The sequence below is a fragment of the Paenibacillus sp. B01 genome (assembly GCF_009649995.1).
Taxonomy (GTDB): domain Bacteria; phylum Bacillota; class Bacilli; order Paenibacillales; family Paenibacillaceae; genus Paenibacillus_O; species Paenibacillus_O pasadenensis.
Window position 1 is genome coordinate 4,149,726 of the sequence record NZ_CP045802.1, and the last position, 17,183, is coordinate 4,166,908.

Below are 17,183 nucleotides of genomic sequence, written 5' to 3' on the forward strand. Positions count from 1 at the left end.
GCTTCAAGCGCGGCTCTCCGCCGCCGCTTGCGCCAGCTCCGGAGCGGTGCTGCCGAAGCTCGGATACGAGCCGAGCACCCGCACCTGGCAGCCGATCGCCTCGATCTCCTGCAGCGCGGCGGGCAGCAGCACCGTGTCGAGCGCCATCTCGATGTCGATGACGAAATGGTACGTGCCGAGACGCTTTTTGGTCGGACGCGACTCGATGCGCGCCAGGTTGATGCGCCGCCAGGCGAACGCCGACAGCACCTGGTGCAGCGCGCCCGGGAAGTCTTCCGGCAGCGTGACGAGGATCGACGTCTTGCGCACCGGCGACTCCCGCAGCTCGAACGGCTCGCGGCCGACGAGCAGGAAGCGGGTGTAGTTGTTGTCGTGGTCCGTCACGCCGGGGCGGATGACGTCGAGCCCGTAATGGGCCGCGGCGAGCGTAAGGCCGATCGCCGCCCAGCCTTTGCCGGGATTCTCGCTGACGATCTTGACCGCCTCGGCCGTGCTGCTCACATGCTCCCACTCGGCATGCTGCAGGTTCGCCCGCAGGAAGCTATGGCATTGCGCCATCGCGACCGGATGGCTCAGCACGCGCACGATGCGGCCGTACTCCGGCTCGCCGTCCTCGCCGCACAGCTCGCCGCGATGGCCGATCAGCTGCTGGCGGGACGGGTAGATCCATTCCGCCTGGATCGGCAGGTCGACCTCGTGCAGCAGCCAGTCCATATGCAGGTTGACCGAGCCCTCGATCGTATTCTCGATCGGGATGACGCTGTAGTCCGTCCGGCCTTCTACCGTAGAAAGGAATACGTCGGAAATCATCGGGTAGTAAACGCGCTCCGCGCCGTCCTCGCCGCAGAGGCTGCGGGCAGCCTCGTCGGAGGTGGAGACGACGGGAAGCAGGGCGACTTTCATCATGCTTCGGAATCTCCTTTGCTATGGCCTTGCGGCGCCAGCCAAGGCGCCAGATGCTCGTCCAGCACGACGGGACCTTCCAGGTCCGGCTCCAGCCGGATCAGGTCGGCCTCGATGCCCGCCGCCGCCAGCGTGCCGAGCAGGAACGTCTCCAGCTCCGCCAGGCGCGGGCTCTCCCGGTCGACGAGCGCGAGCAGCGTCGGGCCTGCCCCGCTGAGCGCGGCGCCGAGCGCGCCGTGCTCGGCCGCGCCGGCCAGCACCTCGGCCATGCCGGGAATGAGCGGGGCGCGGTACGGCTGATGCAGCTTGTCCTGCATCGCCCGCGCGATCAGCTCGAGCCGGCCCGACGCCAGCGCCGCCACGAGGAGGGAGCTGCGGCCGACGTTGAATACGGCATCCTTCATCGGCAGCTGCGTCGGCAGCGCATGCCGGGCTTTTTCGGTGGCGAGCTCGAAGCGCGGAATCGCTGCGATCGCGGCCAGCCGCTCGGGCGGGTCCAGACGGACGAGATCGGCGCGGCTGCCGTCCCAGGCGGCGGCGATGAGGCCGCCGTAAAGCGAGGCGCCGACGTTGTCGGGATGCCCCTCGAGGCGGGTCGCCAGCTGCAGCAGGCCGTCCCGGTCGAACGGCCGCCCCGCCAGCTCGTTGGCCGCGGCCAGCGCGCCGACGATCGCGCTCGCGCTGCTGCCGAGGCCGCGCGTCAGCGGGATGTCGCTGCTCATGTCGATGTCGAGCTCCGGCACGGGCAGTCCCGCTTCCTCATGCAGCAGCGCCGCGACCTTGTAGAGCAGGTTGCTCTTGTCGGTCGGGATCCCGTCCAGTCCGCCGCCATGCAGCCGGATCGACGTGCGCTCGGAGACGCCCATCCCGACCCAGGCATGCAGCGAGAGAGCCATGCCGAGGCTGTCGAAGCCCGGTCCCAGATTGGCCGTGCTGGCCGGGACGCGCACCAGCACGCGGGTCATGCCCATCAGCCCTCCACCCGGTAGACGCTTTTGACCTTCTGGATGACGTCGAGCGTCTCGAAGGCGTCTACGACCTTGTTCATGGCCGCCTTGCTGGCGTTATGGGTGATGACGATGATTTCCGCCTCCTTCAGCTCCGGGTTCGGCTGCTGGATGACCGATTCGAGGCTCACCTCGTACTCCGCGAACACCTGGGTGATGCGGGCGAGCACGCCGGCGCGGTCCGCTACATGCAGCCGGAGGAAATACTTCGAGCTGATCTGCTCGTCGCTTTTCAGCACGCGCTCCTTGAAGGAGCTCGCTCCGCCAAGGCCGTTCACGCCGATCTTGAGGTTTTTCACGACGGCGACGAGATCGGCGACGATCGACGTCGCCGTCGGCAGCTCGCCGGCTCCGGCGCCGTAGAACATCGTCTCCCCGACCGCCTCGCCATGCACGTAGACCGCGTTGAACACGCCGTTCACCGACGCGATCGGATGGCTCGCCTTGACCATCGTCGGCTGCACGCTGACGCTGATCGACTCGCCCTGGCGCTCGGCGATGCCGAGCAGCTTGACCTCGTAGCCGAGCCGCTTGGCGTAGGCGATGTCCTCCTTGCCGACGGACGAGATGCCTTTGACGGATACGTCCTCCAGGCCGACCTCGCAGCGGAAGCCGAGGCGGGAGAGGATCGTCATCTTGCGCGCCGCGTCCAGCCCCTCCACGTCGGAGGTCGGGTCGGCCTCGGCATAGCCGAGCTCCTGCGCTTCCTTGAGGACGTCCGCGTACGAGGCGCCTTCCTGGCTCATCTTGGTGAGGATGTAGTTCGTCGTGCCGTTGACGATGCCCATGATCTTCGTGATGCGGTCCGAGGAGAAGCCCTCGATCAGCGTGCGGATGATCGGGATGCCGCCGGCGACGCTCGCTTCATAGAACACGTCGCAGCGGTTCTCGCTCGCCGTGGCGAGCAGCTCGCGGCCATGCAGCGCCATCAGGTCCTTGTTGGCCGTGACGACATGCTTGCCGAGCGACAGCGCCTCCAGCAGATATTCCTTGGTGCGCTCGATGCCGCCCATCACCTCGACGATGACGTCGATGTCGGGGTTGCGGATGATCTCCCACGCATCGGTCGTCAGCTTCGCGGCGTCGACGTCGATGCTGCGGGACTTGTCGACGTTCTGCACGAGCACTTTCTCGATGACGATCGGCGAGCCGACCTGGCTCATCAGATCCTCCTGATGGCGCTCCACGATCCGCACGACGCCCGTCCCTACCGTTCCAAGGCCAAGCAGGCCGACTTTGACTGGTTTCATCCTTCATCATCTCCCGTATTCCATATGTTCCGCTGCTCAACCCTGTCCGATGACGGAGGCGCGCTTGACGCCATTCTGGAGCCGCAGCTCGTCGAGAAAGGCGAAGCGGTCCTCCTTCATCGGCGCCGTATCCACCGACAGGACGACATTGGCGTAGCCCTGCAGCGGGATGCTCTGGTGGATCGTCAGCACGTTGCCGCCTCGCGACGCGACGAGTCCAAGCACATGGGACAGAATGCCGGAGCGATGCTCCAGATCGATCGAGATCGTGATGATCGACCCCCGCTCCAGCTCGCCCAGCGTCAGCACGCCTTCCCGGTACTTGTAAAAGGCGCTGCGGGACAAGCCCGCCCGCTCCACCGCTTCGTGGATCGTCGCCGCCTCGCCGCGGCCGAGCATCTCCTTGACCGCGATCGTCTTGACGATCGCCTCCGGCAGCAGGTCTTCGCGAACGACATAGTATCGCTCCGTCAAGCTGGCGTCCTCCTACCATAGACAGTTGTTTTCATATAGTGGACATTATACCGGATGCCCGTCGATGACAGCAACCTTTTTTCTATGCAGCTTCCGTCGAGTTTGTTCTTGATAGAGTAATTTTGTCCATTATAACGCACCTCCCTCTGGAAAAGAAACAAAAACAACGCCCGCGAGGGCGTTGCATCGGCGCCGTCTCATACGAGCGCGCAGAAGACCGCGAAATCGCGGAACTTATAGACGACATCCGCATCGGCGAAGCCCGCCTCCCGCAGCCAGGCGAGCTGCTCCGAGGCTTTGGCGTTGATGTCCGTCTCCCGTCGCTTGACCGAGGCGTCGGCCGCTTCCTTGCGGATGCGTCCGTCGTAGATCTCCTCGAGCCACAGCTCGCGGTAGATCGCATCGAAGACAGGAGACTCGGCCGCCGCCTGGTCCGCGTTCACGAAGCGGCCCCCCGCAGCCAGGCTGCCTCGGACATGCCGGAACAGCCTCCGCTTCGCCTCATGCGGCAGATGATGGATCGCCAGCGAGGAGACGACGAGGTCGAACGGCCCTTCCGGCAGGCCGTCCGCCATGTCGCCTTCCGCGAAGCGGACTCCGTCGTCGTCGGCGAACCGCTCGCGCGCCTTGCCCAGCATGGACGGGCTGAAGTCCATCAGCGTCAGCTCCGCGGACGGATACGCTTGCCGCAGCATCGCCGAGAACAGCCCCGTTCCCGCCCCGAGCTCCAGGATGCGCGGCTTTTCGGCATCGGTGCGCGCCGACTTCAAGGCGCTGCCGTAAAAGTCGTCGTAGCAGGGAATGAGCACCCTGCGCTCCTCGTCGTACCGGGCTGCCGCCAGCTCGAACTGCTCCCTCACCTTTTCGTCCATCTCCGCTTCGCCTCTTCCCTTTGGAATGGGTTCAGCTTAACACGGAACGTTATTATTTTGAAATATAGAATAGGGATTAATATATTGCCTTTATCTATAATCAGCAAGGGCTTGACCTCCAGCCTAGCGCCGTCCCAGGAGCGGCGCTATTGCTCGATCGTCCGATAGGACCGAAGCGATCCTGCGGCTCAGGCGATTCCGCATGATCATCCATCCAGCCGTCGAGCGCGAAGCCAATAAAAAAGCGGCCCCCGCCGGGGGCCGCTGCTTTGAAGCTGCCGGTCCAAGTCCGCCAAGCGGACCCTAGACAGAAGCAAGCTTTGCTCATTCAGGAGAATAGTCGCTGCCCTCGAAGAACTCGAAGGTGAATTCGCCGATGCGCACTGTGTCGCCGTCCTTGGCTCCGATCTTGCGCAGGGCGCTGTCCACGCCCATGCGCCGCAGCATGCGGGCGAAGCGCATGACCGCATCGTAGGAGTTGAGATGGATGCGCTTGATCTGACGCTCGAACGATTCGCTCTCGACGACGAAGTAGTCGTTCTCCTTGTAGACGCGGAACGGCGTTTCTTCCTTCTCGGAATGACGGAAGATCTTGCGCTCCTCGACTCCCTTGACCTCTTCGAGCTCCGGCGCTTCGGGGATGGCCTCGAGCGTCGCCGCCGCCTTGTAAAGCAGCTCCTGGATGCCTTCCTTGGTCAGCGAGGAGATCGGCATGATCTCGTACTCCCGCTCCTCGGCGCGCTCGGCGAGCTGCTCGCGGAACCGCTCGAGGTTGGCCTCCGAATCCGGCATGTCCATCTTGTTGGCGGCGATGATTTGCGGGCGCTCCGCCAGCTTGGCGTTGTAGAGCACGAGCTCCTCGTTGATCTTGAGCCAGTCCTCGAACGGATCGCGGCCCTCGGAGCCGGACATGTCCACGACATGCACGATGACGCGAGTCCGCTCGATGTGGCGCAGGAACTCGTGGCCGAGGCCGACGCCTTCATGCGCGCCCTCGATCAGGCCGGGCAGATCCGCCATGACGAAGCTGCGGCCCTCTTCGACGTCGACGACGCCGAGGTTCGGCGTGATCGTCGTGAAGTGATAGGCGCCGATCTTCGGCTTGGCCGCCGAGACGATCGACAGCAGCGTCGACTTGCCGACGCTCGGGAAGCCGACGAGGCCGACGTCCGCCATCACCTTGAGCTCCAGCACGAGCCAGCGCTCCTGGCCTTCCTCGCCTTTTTCGGCGATCTCAGGCGCAGGATTGCTGATCGTGGCGAAGCGCGGGTTGCCGCGTCCGCCGCGTCCGCCCTTGGCGACGACGACTTCCTGGCCGTGGCGGGTCAGGTCGCCGACGATCTCGCCGGTGTCGTCATCGATGATGATCGTGCCCGGAGGGATGCGGACGATCATGTCCTCCGCCCTTGCTCCGTGCATCGTCTTCGGACGGCCCCTCTCGCCGCGGTCGCCTTTGAAATGCTTTTGGTAGCGGAAATCCATCAGCGTGCGCAGGCCTTCGTCCACGCGGAAGATGACGTTCGCGCCGCGTCCTCCGTCGCCGCCGGCAGGACCGCCTTCGGGAACGTACTTTTCCCGGCGGAACGAGACGATGCCGTCTCCTCCGTCGCCGCCTTTGACAAATATTTTGGCTTTATCGACAAACATGATTCAGTTCCTCCATCTATGCGCAGAGCGGTGCCTTCAGCAGAACATGGCGATGCTGCTTCAGACTGTCTGCCTGCAGCGGCGTTCCGCGCAGGCGCTGCTCCAATTTTTCCACGAGTTCAGCGTCGTCCATCAGCTCGCCGGCAAACTCCAGCTCCACTAAAAGCTCGCCGCTGCCGCGAGAAAGCCTCAGCTGCAGCCGGGCCGGATCGCCTCCGCCCGGCTTGATGCTGAAGCGATAGGCATTGATGACTTCAATGATCGCTTCTCCGGCCCCGTCGCATCCTTCGCTGAGCTCCTCCAGCGACAGGTTGTCCTCGATGTCGACTTCCAGCACGATCGATTGCGAGAGTGTGCGGAAGGACTGCAGGTAGGCGGTCAGCGCCGGGCAGCCAAGCTTGGAGATCTTGCTCTCGCGAAGCATCTGCTCCCGAATCCGCTCGACGGTCGCCAGCGCTCGATCCGGCTTGTTCATCCGGATATAGCCGTACAGCACCTGCAGATCGTTCATCCAGTCATGACGATGATGGCCCAGCGTCTGGATGGAAGCCTGCTGCACCGCCGCCAGGCTTTTTTGCAGCTGCAGCCGATGCTGCTTCCTCTCCAGACGGATCCATACCGCCGCCGCAGCCGCCGTCCAAAGCAGGAACAGCAGCTGCGTCCACAGCCACGAAGGCCAAGCGGCCGCGGCAGCCGCCGGCAGCAGAACCGAGCCCGCTGCATACAGCTTGGCCGAATGATAGCGATTCATACGTCGATCCCACTTTCTGCCCGGATGATAAAAAAACCCGGCCTGCTCGTATCAGGCCGGGTCGCGTGTCTCTGGTTCTTAAGCTTCTACTGCTGCGGCTACCGGAGCCAGATCAACCGGGTATACGCTGACTTTTTTGCGGTCGCGTCCCCAACGCTCGAACTTGACCACGCCGTCGATCAGTGCGAACAGCGTATCATCTTTGCCGATGCCTACGTTGTTGCCCGGGTGGATCTTCGTGCCGCGCTGGCGGAACAGGATGTTCCCTGCCGTTACGGTCTGTCCATCCGCACGCTTCGCGCCCAGACGCTTCGATTGGCTGTCGCGTCCGTTCTTCGTGGAGCCGACACCCTTTTTGGATGCGAACAATTGAAGATTCAGTTTCAACATGACGGAGTCCTCCCTTCTTACTTGAGTTGTTCTTTGAGGGCCACATGGGCGCTGTAGGAATCCGCGATTCCTTCCAGCATGACCTTCATGGATTCCAGGAGCAGCTGCATCCGGGCATCCGCCTCGGAATCGGCCAGCTCCGGAATATCCGACTGGAGCCATCCATTTTTCATGCTTGCCGGAAGCTCGGCTCCCGCAAGCACTTCGATAGCATTAACGGTGCCCACCGTGACGGCGGATACACCTGCGCATACGATATCTTTGCCCGCTTTGGCATACCGCGCATGCCCCTCTACGGAGAAAGCGACGATACGCCGGTCATCGGACCGCCGGGTGAAGGTAACGACAATCATGGCCCTGAGCTTACGCTTGGATGCTTTCGATCGTTACTTTCGTGTACGGCTGGCGATGGCCTTGCTTGCGGCGGTAGTTCTTTTTCGGCTTGTACTTGTAGACCGTGATCTTTTGGCCGCGGCCGTGCTTCTCGATCTTGCCGGAAACCGTTGCTCCCGCAACGACCGGGGAACCGGTCACGAGACCTCCGTCCTTGGATACGGCCAGGACGCGATCAAACGTCACGCTCTCGCCTTCGCCGGCGTTCAGCTTCTCGATGTAGAGCACATCGCCTTGCTGGACTTTGTATTGCTTGCCGCCCGTTTCAATAATTGCGAACATGGATGGTGCACCTCCTTGTAGTCGAAGACTCGCCACGATCGGGTGACGGACGCGCGGGGCGCGGCCGAGGCTTGGAAAACCCGTCCTGTGCGGTACCATGATGCCTCATCCGAGACATACACCAAGACATTGTATCATAGGCGAAAAGCCCGATCAAGCTATTTCGTCGAGTCGTCGCGCCGCTTTTCCGGCGCGCGGCGTCCGCTGCCGCCGCAGCAGCCGCAGAGCGGGAACAGCTGGGCGCCGACGCTGCGGCGGGCTTTGCGGCGGGTGATCTCGAGCAGGCCGAGCCGGGTCCAGCCATGGATCTGGCACTTGCTGCGGTCCTCTCGCGAAGCTTTTTCCAGCTCCTGCCGGACCCGCTCGCGGTTGGCCCCCTCCTCCATGTCGATGAAGTCGACGACGACGATGCCCCCGACATCGCGCAGCCGCAGCAGCCGGGATATTTCCCGCGCAGCCTCCATGTTCGTATGGAATACGGTGTCCTCGAGCCCGCTCGATCCGGTGAATTTGCCGGTATTGACGTCGATGACCGTAAGCGCCTCGGTCTGCTCCCAGACGAGGTAGCCCCCGCTCGGCAGCCAGATGCGGGTCGCGAACGCGGCCTGCAGCTGGGCGGTCACGCCGAAGCGGTCGAACAGCGGCTTGCGCTCCAGCTCGCGGTCGTACAGCCGCAGCTGCCGCTCGCTGCCGGGAGCGAGCTCACGCAGCAGCTGCTGCGCCTCGGCGAAGCGGGTCCGGTCGTCGACCAGCACCTCCATGCCGGCCGCGTAGCTGTCGCGGAAGACGCGGCGCATGAGCCCGGCCTCCAGCATGACCGGCTCGGCCGGCCTGGCCTCGCGGGCCCGCCGCTCGACCTCCTCCCATTGTCGCCGCAGCTGCGCCAGATCTGCCTGCAGCGACTCCTCGCTCTCGCCGGCCGCCACCGTGCGCATGATGACGCCTTCGCCGCTGCGGCGAAAGCCTTCTCCGATGCCGCGCAGCCGCGCCCGCTCGCTTTCGGAGGCGATCTTCTTGGAGACGCCGACGTAATCCGCGCCGGGCATGTAGACGAGCCAGCGTCCCGGTAAGGAGTAATGCGTCGTCACGCGCGCACCCTTGCCGCCGATCGGCTCCTTGATGACCTGCACGAGCAGCTCCTGCCCGGGCCGCGCCAGCTCCGCGATCGACGGCTTGTCCGCCTGCCTGGCGGCTGCCGGATGAAGCAGCTCGTCGATGTAGAGAAAGGCGTTTTTGGCCAGTCCGATATCGACAAAAGCGGCTTGCATGCCGGGAAGCACGTTGACGACCCTTCCCTTGTACAGGTTGCCGACAAGGCCGTCCTGCTGGACGGATTCCATGAAAAATTCCACGGCCCGGCCGTCCTGCAGCACAGCCGTCTGCAGCATCGCGCCGTCGCCGTGGACGAGCATCGCTTTGTTCATTGTAGCGGCACACCGCCTTCCGGTCCCAAGCCGGACCTAGTTGGCTCTTATTTTACCGCAAAAGATCCGAAACTGCACGGTCCCCCGACAAATACCCCTCGACGACCCGCTGCTCCGGAAGCACGCCGACGATCCGGCCCGGATCGTCCATCACATAGACGAGATGGTAGTGGTCGCGGAGAAAAAGACGCGCCGTCGTCCAGATCGGGTGGCGTCCCGTCACGACGATCGGACGCGCTCTGGAGCCGGCTTGGATTCTCCTTTTCGCCGACCTGCCCCTCGTCATCAGGAAACGCATGAACAGAAACGGAATCTGCTTGCGATAGGTCCAGTTGGCGGCCAGCAGAAACAAGCCGACGGCCAGCAGGTTCGCCTGCACGCCGCCGGAGCCGCCGCGCTGGAGCTGCGGCAGGAGCGCGTAGCCGATCATGAGCAGGCTGCAGCCCATCCCCGCCCAAGCGCTGAAGCGGAGCGTGCCGTAATAGTTCATGCGCAGGCCGCAGGCGAAGCGCAGCAGACGGCCGCCGTCGAGCGGATAGATCGGCAGCAGGTTGAACGTCAGCAGGAGCAGATTGGCTTGAACGAGATAGGCAGCGAGCTGGGCGTCCATCGCCCCTCCCGCGCCGAGAGCCCATGCCGCTCCCGCCATCCAGACGTTCTGCAGCGGGCCGGCCAGGGCGATGGCAGCCTCCTCCCAGGCCGGCGCGCCGGGCTTCTCCTCCAGCTCGGCGACTCCTCCGAACGGCAGCAGCCGGATCTCGAGCACCTTCCAGCCGAAAGCGTAGGCCGCCGCCGCGTGGCCGAGCTCATGGACGAAGACGAGCACGAACAGCGTCAGCAGCTCGCCGATATAGCCGGTCAGCACCGACAGCAGCATGAGCACCGCCAGCAGCGGATGGAGGCTCCAGCGGATTCCTCCGAGCTCAATCAAGCGGAATCACGTCCGCCGGATCGATGTAGCGGTCCTGCTCCTTCACGGCAAAATAAAGCAGCGCCTCCGCGTTCCCCTCCGCCGCGGCGCCGAGACGGCCGATCGGCTCTCCCGCCGTCACCCAGTCGTTCGCCGCGACCAGCGCCTCGCCCAGCCGGCCGTAGTACGTCGTCCGTCCGCCGGCATGCTGGAGCACGACGGTCGGGCCTTTGGCGTCGTCCGCAGAGACGACGAGCACGCGCCCTTCCTCCGCCGCCAGCACGTCCGCTCCCGGCGCTCCGGAAATCTCCACGCCGCCGAGCAGCTCCGCGAACGGATGCACGATGCTGCCGCCCGCGACCGGCGCGACTGCCGCCCGCTCGGCCGGCGCCGTCGCCGGCTGCGTGCCTCCGAGCTTGCCGAAGCCGGGAAGGAAGGACGGCGGAGCGCCGAAGACGCCTTCGTACCAGCCCGCGATCGCCGACATGTCCATCGGCTCGGAAAGCGCCTCGCGCACGATCAGCTGGCCTTCGCGGGCTGCCGGGTTGTCGAGCTGGAACAGCCCCCATACCGCGCCGAACAGCGCGGCGGAGACGAGCAGCCTGCGGCCGAAGCTGCGCGCGAAGCGCCCCGCGGCGCCGGGGGCGGTCCGATAGCCGCCTCCTCCGCCCGGACCGGCTCCGCCGGAGGCGTTTCCTCGCAGCGGACTCGGAGCGAGCCCGGTCAGGCTTCCACCTGCCTGCTCCAGCCGTTCCCACGGGTTGGCATTGTTTTTCCACTCCGCCTCCGGGTCCTTCTCCTGCGGCTGCGGCCAAGCCTCGTCCGGCCAGCCGCTGCCGAGCGGCTGCTCCCACTCCGCGGGAGCGCCCGGCCGGTACACTCTCGTTCCGTAAGGTCCGTCCGTGACCGCGCCTTTCCCGTCGCGCGGGCCGGCTGAGCGCAGCGCCTCAGGCGCCTTGCGGCTGTTCGGCCGCGCTCTCGAGCCGGCTGACTTGCCGGCAGGCGGCTGCTGGCCCGAATCCCTGAAGAGCGTCCCGCCGGAACTGCCGTCCCGCCGGGCGGACGCTTCCGCCTGCCTCGCCGCCTCCGCCTCCATCCGCTCCGTCAGCTCCCGGATGCGTTCCTGCCTGCGTTCCCGATTCGCGCTCGTCAGGCCGCGCGCCGCCTTGTCCTTTTTTTCCCGGCCGGCTTGGCCGCGCCTGTCGTTCGGATTGCCCCACATGCCCGTTCCCTCCTTCTTTCCCCCGCTCCGCTGGCAGCGGAAAGGCTTGTTCTATCTGTATGTGAGGGCTTATCCGAGTATGCGGGAGACGGAGCCGCCGGCTGCGGCAAGCATGAAAAAGCCCCCTGTGCGGGGGCTTGGCCAGCTGGTATAATTGTCCAGTACAGCTCAACTTGTGACGGCTCCCTCCGGAAAGGAGGGATGCTATGGAAACTTTCCAAGCGATCATGGCCATGTTTGCCTTCGGCAGCTTTCTGCTGGCTCTCCTGACCTACATCGACAAACGAAAGTAACCCGCCACAGGTTGACCGCCTGACGGGTTACTCTCATGTTAGAGCAATAGGGAGGGTTCCGCCTATAGTGAGGCTGTACAGGGGAGAGCGCTGGCGGGCGCTCTCTTCCTTGTTGTCTCGCTATTGGTTGCGTATCCCTCAGATACGTCTATTATACCCGAAAACGATCTTCTGTATACCGTCCGTCCGCCTCATAATGGAAAATTCTCTCTCCAGCCCGCCTCCGTCAGTTCTCCAGCTGGTACCGCTCCTGATGCGCGCGGATGCTGAACACCAGCCCCACGCACAGCATGTTGAGCAGCAGCGACGTGCCGCCATAGCTGACGAACGGCAGCGTGATGCCGGTGATCGGCATGATGCCGATCATCATCCCGACGTTCTGGAACACCTGGAACACGTACATCGAGGCGATGCCGATGATGATGAACGCCCCTCGCAAATCATAGCATTGGAAGGCGATCATGATCATCCGGTAGATGAGCAGGAAATACAGCAGCAGCAGCACCGCCGAGCCCTGGAAGCCGAACTCCTCGCCGACGACGACAAAGATCGAGTCGGAGTACGTATACGGCACGACGCCGCGCTTCTTGGAGTCGCCCTGAAGGAAGCCATCGCCGGTCAGGCCGCCGCTGCCGACGGCGATGCGGGCGTTGCGGGACTGGTACTTGGCGTCCGGGTCGGCGTTGTCGGGATCGACGAACGTGTTGATCCGCTCGTACCAGTGCGTGACGTCATGCTTCTTGGCGTACTCCTTGATCTGGTCGTTGTAGGTCGTGAACAGCGTCACGAACAGCGTCAGCGTGCCGACGACGACGGCCAGCCCGAGCAGCACATGCGTGTACTTGACGTTGCCGATCCAGAGCATGCCGAGCAGGATGACGAGGTAGATGATGGCGTTGCCGAGATCCGGCTGGATGACGACGAGCAGGAAAGGCAGTCCGGCCACGGCCGCGATCGGCATCAGGTCGCGCATGACCTGCAGCTTCTCCCCTTGCCTGCGCCCCATCAGGTAGGCGACGGCGATGATGAGCACGATCTTGCCCGCCTCGGCCGGCTGGAAGCTCAGCTCGCCGATCGTGAACCAGCCGGAGGCGCCGTTGAGCTTCGCTCCGGCGAACTTGACGGCGACGAGCAGGATGACGCCGACCCCGTAGATGACCGGCCATGCCTTGAGGACGAGCCGATAGTCGACCAGCGTCGTTACGAAAAGGACGATGAATCCAAGAGCATAAAACACCAGCGTCTTTTTGTAATGGCTGGCATAGCTCGCGTCCGCGTTCCCGACGCTGTAAAGCAGGATCGCGCTGATCGCCATGAAGCAGACGAGCAGCGTGAGGATGCCGACGTCCATTTTTTTGAGCTTGTTGATCACTTCAAATCATCCAATCCCTAAAAACTTGCGCAGCTTACGGAAGCGTCCGGGCTTGTCGTCGAGCGGCATGAGCGGCACCATATCGCCGAGGATGCGGCGCGCGATGTTGCGATAGGCGATCGCCGCCTTGCTCGTCGGGTCCATGACCGTCGGCTCGCCGGAGTTGGCGGCCTTGATGACGCGCTCGTCATCCGGGACGACGCCGAGCAGATCGATCGCCAGCACCTGGCAGATGTCGTCGATGTCGAGCATGTCGCCGCTTTTCACCATCGCATGCTTGATGCGGTTGATGACCAGCTTGGCCGGCACCTGGGACTGCTCCAGCAGCCCGATGACGCGGTCGGCGTCGCGTACGGCGGCATTTTCGGGCGTCGTCACGACGATCGCGCGATCGGCTCCGGCGATCGCGTTGCGGAAGCCCTGCTCGATGCCCGCCGGGCAGTCGATGATGACATAATCGTATTCCTTCTTGAGCTCCAGCACGATGTCCCGCACCTGCTCCGGCGTCACGGCCGACTTGTCCTTCGTCTGGGCGGCGGGCAGCATGCTCAGGTCGTCGAAGCGCTTGTCCTTCACGAGCGCCTGCTGCAGCCGCACCCTCCCTTCCGCCACGTCGACCAGGTCATAGATGATGCGGTTCTCCAGCCCCATGACGACATCGAGATTGCGCAGCCCGATATCCGTGTCGACCATCGCGACCTTTTTGCCCAGCAGAGCCAGGGCGGTGCCCAGATTGGCGGAGGTCGTCGTCTTGCCGACGCCGCCTTTGCCTGATGTGATGACGATTGCTTCTCCCATGCTCTACACCCCTTTGAACAGCATCGGCTCCTTGCGCATGCGCACGAGCTGGTTCATCTTGTCGATCTGCATCCGCCCGTCCTCCAGATAGGCGTACTCCATCGAGGCGTCGGCGCTCATCCACTCCTCCGGCGGCCGGCTGATGACGTCGGAAATCCGCAGCTGCGTCGGACGCAGCTGCGAGGCGGCGATGATGACGTCGGTCCGTCCTTCCGTCCCCGCATGGGCCATCCCGCGCAGCGCGCCCAGCACGTAGATGTCGCCGGTGCAGCGGAGCGCTCCCCCGGGATTGAGATCGCCGAGCAGCAGCAGGCTGCCGTCATGCTCGACCGTCTGGCCGGAGCGGATCGTGCCGGTCATCAGCTTGAACGCCTCCGAGGCGCCTGCCGGGTCCGGCCGGGGCGCCTCCGATTCGATCGTCTGGACGAGCAGATTGCCCCGCTGGCGGATGACGCTGCGGATCTGCTCCTTGTCTTCCTCGGAAGCCGGCCGCGAGCCGAGCTTCACATGAACGTGAACCAGCGGCCCCGACAGGAGCTGCTGGTGGGATTTTTCGAGCTTGAACCGAAGCTCGTCCATGAGCTCGGCGAAATCGCAACTATCGTCAAAGAGGAAGATGAGACCGTCCTTGACTCCTTTAATCGTAATATGCGGTTTGTCGGTCACGTCGGTCCCTCCTTGACGATATCATTCGTCCCGAAGCCGGCCGATTCCTGCTCGGCCAGTCAAGCGGAAGCCGTCGGCTTGGCGCGCGGATTGCCTTCGAATGCCCGTCGGATCGGGATGTAGACGGCGAGCGCGAATGCCAGCTGCAGGAACAGGCTCGGGAAAATATGATGCTGCAGCGCCCAGGCGAGCGGCTCCGCCGTAAAGCGGAATACGTCGTAGACGTAATAGACCGCGATATCGTACAGCAGCGAGCCGATCGCGACGACCGCCAGCGCCGACAGCATCGTGAGCCGGCGTCCTCCGAGCAGCAGGCCGATCAAGTAGGCGATCAGCCCCATCGCATAGGCATGCAGCCCCAGCAGATGGCCGCGGAACACGATATCCTGCAGCAGGCCGAAGCCCGCGCCGAGCAGAAGCGCCGCATGGCGGCTGCGATAAAGCGCGGCATATAGGATAAGGACAAACGTGAAATGCGGCAGCAGCCGATCGGAAAAGGCAGACGGCACGAGCCACGGAAACAGGCTCGTCTGCACGAGGAATGCGAGGAAGGTCAGCAGCACCATGCTCTGCATCTTCATTCGGCAGTCCCCGATGTCTGCACGACAAACACTTCGCTCAGATGGTCGAAGTCCGCCGACAGCTTGATGCTCGCGATGCGCGTCAGGCCGATGTCGCTGTCCTGGATGCTCTCGACCGTGCCGATGACCATCCCCCGCGGGAACACGTTGCCGAGCCCCGAGGTGATGACGATGTCGTCCTTCTTGATCGGATCGTCCGCGGCGATCTTGGTCATGAGGATCCGCTGCGACTCCGAATTATAGCCGGACAGGATGCCGAACGACTGATTCTGCTTGCCGAGCACGGTCGCCGAGATGCCGGACTCCTCCGAGTTGAGGCTCGTGATCGGCATGACGGTCGACGTCAACTCCGACACCTTGCTTACGTAGCCGATCATGCCCTTTTCGGAAATGACGGCCATCCGCTCGCGGATGCCCTCGCGGGCGCCGAGGTTGATCGTCAGCGTCCGGTTGTAGGCGTCCGGGCTCACCGCCACGACCTGGGCGATCAGATAGTTGTAATCGTAGATCTTCTTCTGCTCCTCGGTGAACTTGAGCTTTTCCTGCAGGCGCTCGTTCTCCTGCCGGATCGCGTTGTACTCCACCTTGTCGCGCGCGTAGGCCGCTGCCGTCATGCGCAGCCGGTCATTCTCTTCGTACACCTTGCGCAGATCGCCGACAGCCTGGAACAAGCCCGCTATGTAGCCAGCGGGCTTGTAGAACCATTGCTGCACGTATCCGGTCGTATCGCGCAGGAACTTCTCCGGCGTCGTCAGCCCCGCCTTGGAGCTGATGGAGAAGCCGATGACCGCGATGAAGAGAATGAAGCTGACCATGAGGACGAAGAGCCGCCTGTTCCGCAAATGCTTAAACATGGGTCCACCCGCCCGTCTTATTCAGCTCCGCTCGCGCCTTACCTCTTCGACCGCGAGCCGCCTTTGTTCTTGAAAAGATGAATGTTCTCCAGCGCGCGGCCCGTCCCGATCGCGACGCAGTCCAGCGGGTTCTCCGCGACGATGACCGGCATGCCGGTCTCCCGCGAGAGCAGCTTGTCCAGGTTGCGCAGCAGGGCTCCGCCTCCGGTCAGCACGATGCCGCGGTCCATGATGTCCGCGGACAGCTCCGGCGGGCACTTCTCCAGCGTAATCTTGACCGCGTCGACGATCGCCGATACGGTATCGGCGAGCGCCTCGGTAATCTCCTCGGACGTGATCGACAGCGTCTTGGGCAGGCCCGTCACGAGATCGCGGCCGCGGATCTCCATCGTCACCGGCTGCTCCAGCGGCATCGCCGAGCCGATCTCCATCTTGAGCTGCTCGGACGTGCGCTCGCCGATCATCAGGTTGTACAGGCGCTTGATGTACTGGATGATCGCCTCGTCCATCTCATCGCCCGCGATGCGGACGGAACGGCTCGTGACGATGCCGCCGAGCGAGATGACCGCCACCTCGGTCGTGCCGCCGCCGATGTCGACGACCATGCTGCCGGTCGGCTCCCATACGGGCAGGTCAGCGCCGATCGCAGCGGCGAAAGGCTCCTCGATCGTATAGGCGTCGCGCGCGCCGGCCTGGCGCGTCGCGTCCTCGACGGCGCGCTTTTCGACCGACGTGATGCCGGAAGGGACGCATACCATCACGTTGGGATGGCGCGGGAACAGCGAGCGCTGCTTCTGCGCCTGGCGGATGAAGTATTTGATCATCGTAGCCGTCGTCTCGAAGTCGGCAATGACGCCGTCCTTCATCGGACGGATGGCGCGGATGTTGCCCGGCGTGCGGCCGATCATCTTCTTGGCGTGCTCGCCGACGGCTTCAATCGTTTTTGTATCGGTACGAAGGGCGACCACGGACGGCTCCCTGACGGCGATTCCTTTTCCTCTTACATAGACCAGCGTATTGGCTGTGCCGAGGTCAATCCCCAAATCTTTTGAAACTCCGAACATCGTACTACTCCCTTCTAAAATGCGGCAATC

At 63.9% G+C, this 17,183-nt stretch carries 20 protein-coding genes; 1 reads left to right on the forward strand and 19 read right to left on the reverse strand.

The genetic code is table 11. From position 1 onward, the window contains the following. Positions 1 to 3: 3 nt before the first annotated feature. The 13 genes from pheA to GE073_RS17870 form a co-directional block, all read right to left on the reverse strand. Entirely contained in the window at positions 4 to 906 is a 903-nt protein-coding gene (pheA, locus tag GE073_RS17810; protein WP_101807928.1) for a prephenate dehydratase, read from the reverse strand. After that, positions 903 to 1,874 carry a homoserine kinase gene (gene thrB, locus GE073_RS17815; protein ID WP_052332946.1) on the reverse strand — a complete coding sequence of 324 codons (972 nt, stop codon included), beginning with the start codon at positions 1,872 to 1,874 and terminating at the stop codon, positions 903 to 905. Before thrB ends, pheA begins: the two co-directional genes overlap by 4 nt. After that, on the reverse strand, positions 1,874 to 3,160 hold the full coding sequence (locus tag GE073_RS17820; RefSeq protein WP_028597515.1) for a homoserine dehydrogenase: 1,287 nt from the start codon (positions 3,158 to 3,160) through the stop codon (positions 1,874 to 1,876). The genes thrB and GE073_RS17820 overlap by 1 nt, the downstream gene beginning before the upstream one ends. Before the next feature lie 36 nt (positions 3,161 to 3,196). Next, a complete protein-coding gene (locus GE073_RS17825) occupies positions 3,197 to 3,634 on the reverse strand; it encodes an ACT domain-containing protein (protein ID WP_028597514.1) in 438 nt (145 codons plus the stop codon). A 197-nt stretch (positions 3,635 to 3,831) separates the two neighbouring features. Further along, positions 3,832 to 4,506 carry a class I SAM-dependent methyltransferase gene (locus GE073_RS17830; protein WP_028597513.1) on the reverse strand — a complete coding sequence of 225 codons (675 nt, stop codon included), beginning with the start codon at positions 4,504 to 4,506 and terminating at the stop codon, positions 3,832 to 3,834. A 324-nt stretch (positions 4,507 to 4,830) separates the two neighbouring features. Continuing rightward, positions 4,831 to 6,153 carry a GTPase ObgE gene (gene obgE / locus GE073_RS17835; protein ID WP_028597512.1) on the reverse strand — a complete coding sequence of 441 codons (1,323 nt, stop codon included), beginning with the start codon at positions 6,151 to 6,153 and terminating at the stop codon, positions 4,831 to 4,833. 16 nt (positions 6,154 to 6,169) lie between these two features. Next, a complete protein-coding gene (locus GE073_RS17840; RefSeq protein WP_028597511.1) occupies positions 6,170 to 6,904 on the reverse strand; it encodes a Spo0B domain-containing protein in 735 nt (244 codons plus the stop codon). 78 nt (positions 6,905 to 6,982) lie between these two features. Then, positions 6,983 to 7,294 (reverse strand): 50S ribosomal protein L27, encoded by a 312-nt coding sequence (rpmA, locus tag GE073_RS17845; protein WP_028597510.1) that lies wholly within the window; start codon positions 7,292 to 7,294, stop codon positions 6,983 to 6,985. A gap of 17 nt (positions 7,295 to 7,311) precedes the next feature. Continuing rightward, on the reverse strand, positions 7,312 to 7,647 hold the full coding sequence (locus tag GE073_RS17850; RefSeq protein ID WP_028597509.1) for a ribosomal-processing cysteine protease Prp: 336 nt from the start codon (positions 7,645 to 7,647) through the stop codon (positions 7,312 to 7,314). 10 nt (positions 7,648 to 7,657) lie between these two features. Next, positions 7,658 to 7,969 carry a 50S ribosomal protein L21 gene (gene rplU, locus GE073_RS17855; RefSeq protein ID WP_028597508.1) on the reverse strand — a complete coding sequence of 104 codons (312 nt, stop codon included), beginning with the start codon at positions 7,967 to 7,969 and terminating at the stop codon, positions 7,658 to 7,660. 158 nt (positions 7,970 to 8,127) lie between these two features. Next, positions 8,128 to 9,393 carry an Rne/Rng family ribonuclease gene (locus GE073_RS17860; protein ID WP_043110896.1) on the reverse strand — a complete coding sequence of 422 codons (1,266 nt, stop codon included), beginning with the start codon at positions 9,391 to 9,393 and terminating at the stop codon, positions 8,128 to 8,130. 52 nt (positions 9,394 to 9,445) lie between these two features. After that, entirely contained in the window at positions 9,446 to 10,324 is an 879-nt protein-coding gene (locus GE073_RS17865) for a site-2 protease family protein (RefSeq protein WP_028597507.1), read from the reverse strand. After that, complete coding sequence (locus GE073_RS17870) at positions 10,317 to 11,525, reverse strand: M23 family metallopeptidase (protein ID WP_052332945.1); 1,209 nt, start codon at positions 11,523 to 11,525, stop codon at positions 10,317 to 10,319. Before GE073_RS17870 ends, GE073_RS17865 begins: the two co-directional genes overlap by 8 nt. Before the next feature lie 206 nt (positions 11,526 to 11,731). Between GE073_RS17870 and GE073_RS25520 the strand changes: the two genes are divergently transcribed. Next, positions 11,732 to 11,818: a putative holin-like toxin gene (locus GE073_RS25520; RefSeq protein WP_219623315.1), complete on the forward strand. Its 87-nt coding sequence runs from the start codon at positions 11,732 to 11,734 to the stop codon at positions 11,816 to 11,818. Positions 11,819 to 12,044: 226 nt separating this feature from the next. On the opposite strand, the gene GE073_RS17875 is transcribed toward GE073_RS25520, so the two are convergent. From GE073_RS17875 to GE073_RS17900, 6 genes are all read right to left on the reverse strand, one after another. Next, positions 12,045 to 13,190: an FtsW/RodA/SpoVE family cell cycle protein gene (locus tag GE073_RS17875; RefSeq protein WP_101807929.1), complete on the reverse strand. Its 1,146-nt coding sequence runs from the start codon at positions 13,188 to 13,190 to the stop codon at positions 12,045 to 12,047. Positions 13,191 to 13,196: 6 nt separating this feature from the next. Continuing rightward, positions 13,197 to 13,988, reverse strand: coding sequence for a septum site-determining protein MinD (gene minD, locus GE073_RS17880; RefSeq protein ID WP_028597505.1), 792 nt, complete (start codon positions 13,986 to 13,988; stop codon positions 13,197 to 13,199). A gap of 3 nt (positions 13,989 to 13,991) precedes the next feature. Continuing rightward, positions 13,992 to 14,654, reverse strand: coding sequence for a septum site-determining protein MinC (locus GE073_RS17885; protein ID WP_028597504.1), 663 nt, complete (start codon positions 14,652 to 14,654; stop codon positions 13,992 to 13,994). A 59-nt stretch (positions 14,655 to 14,713) separates the two neighbouring features. After that, positions 14,714 to 15,235, reverse strand: a complete 522-nt coding sequence (mreD, locus tag GE073_RS17890) for a rod shape-determining protein MreD (RefSeq protein ID WP_043110895.1) — start codon at positions 15,233 to 15,235, stop codon at positions 14,714 to 14,716. Then, positions 15,232 to 16,050 (reverse strand): rod shape-determining protein MreC, encoded by an 819-nt coding sequence (gene mreC, locus GE073_RS17895; RefSeq protein ID WP_240478927.1) that lies wholly within the window; start codon positions 16,048 to 16,050, stop codon positions 15,232 to 15,234. Before mreC ends, mreD begins: the two co-directional genes overlap by 4 nt. A gap of 77 nt (positions 16,051 to 16,127) precedes the next feature. After that, the gene (locus GE073_RS17900; RefSeq protein WP_028597501.1) at positions 16,128 to 17,153 is read right to left on the reverse strand and encodes a rod shape-determining protein; all 1,026 of its coding nucleotides are present in this window, start codon (positions 17,151 to 17,153) and stop codon (positions 16,128 to 16,130) included. Positions 17,154 to 17,183 lie beyond the last annotated feature (30 nt).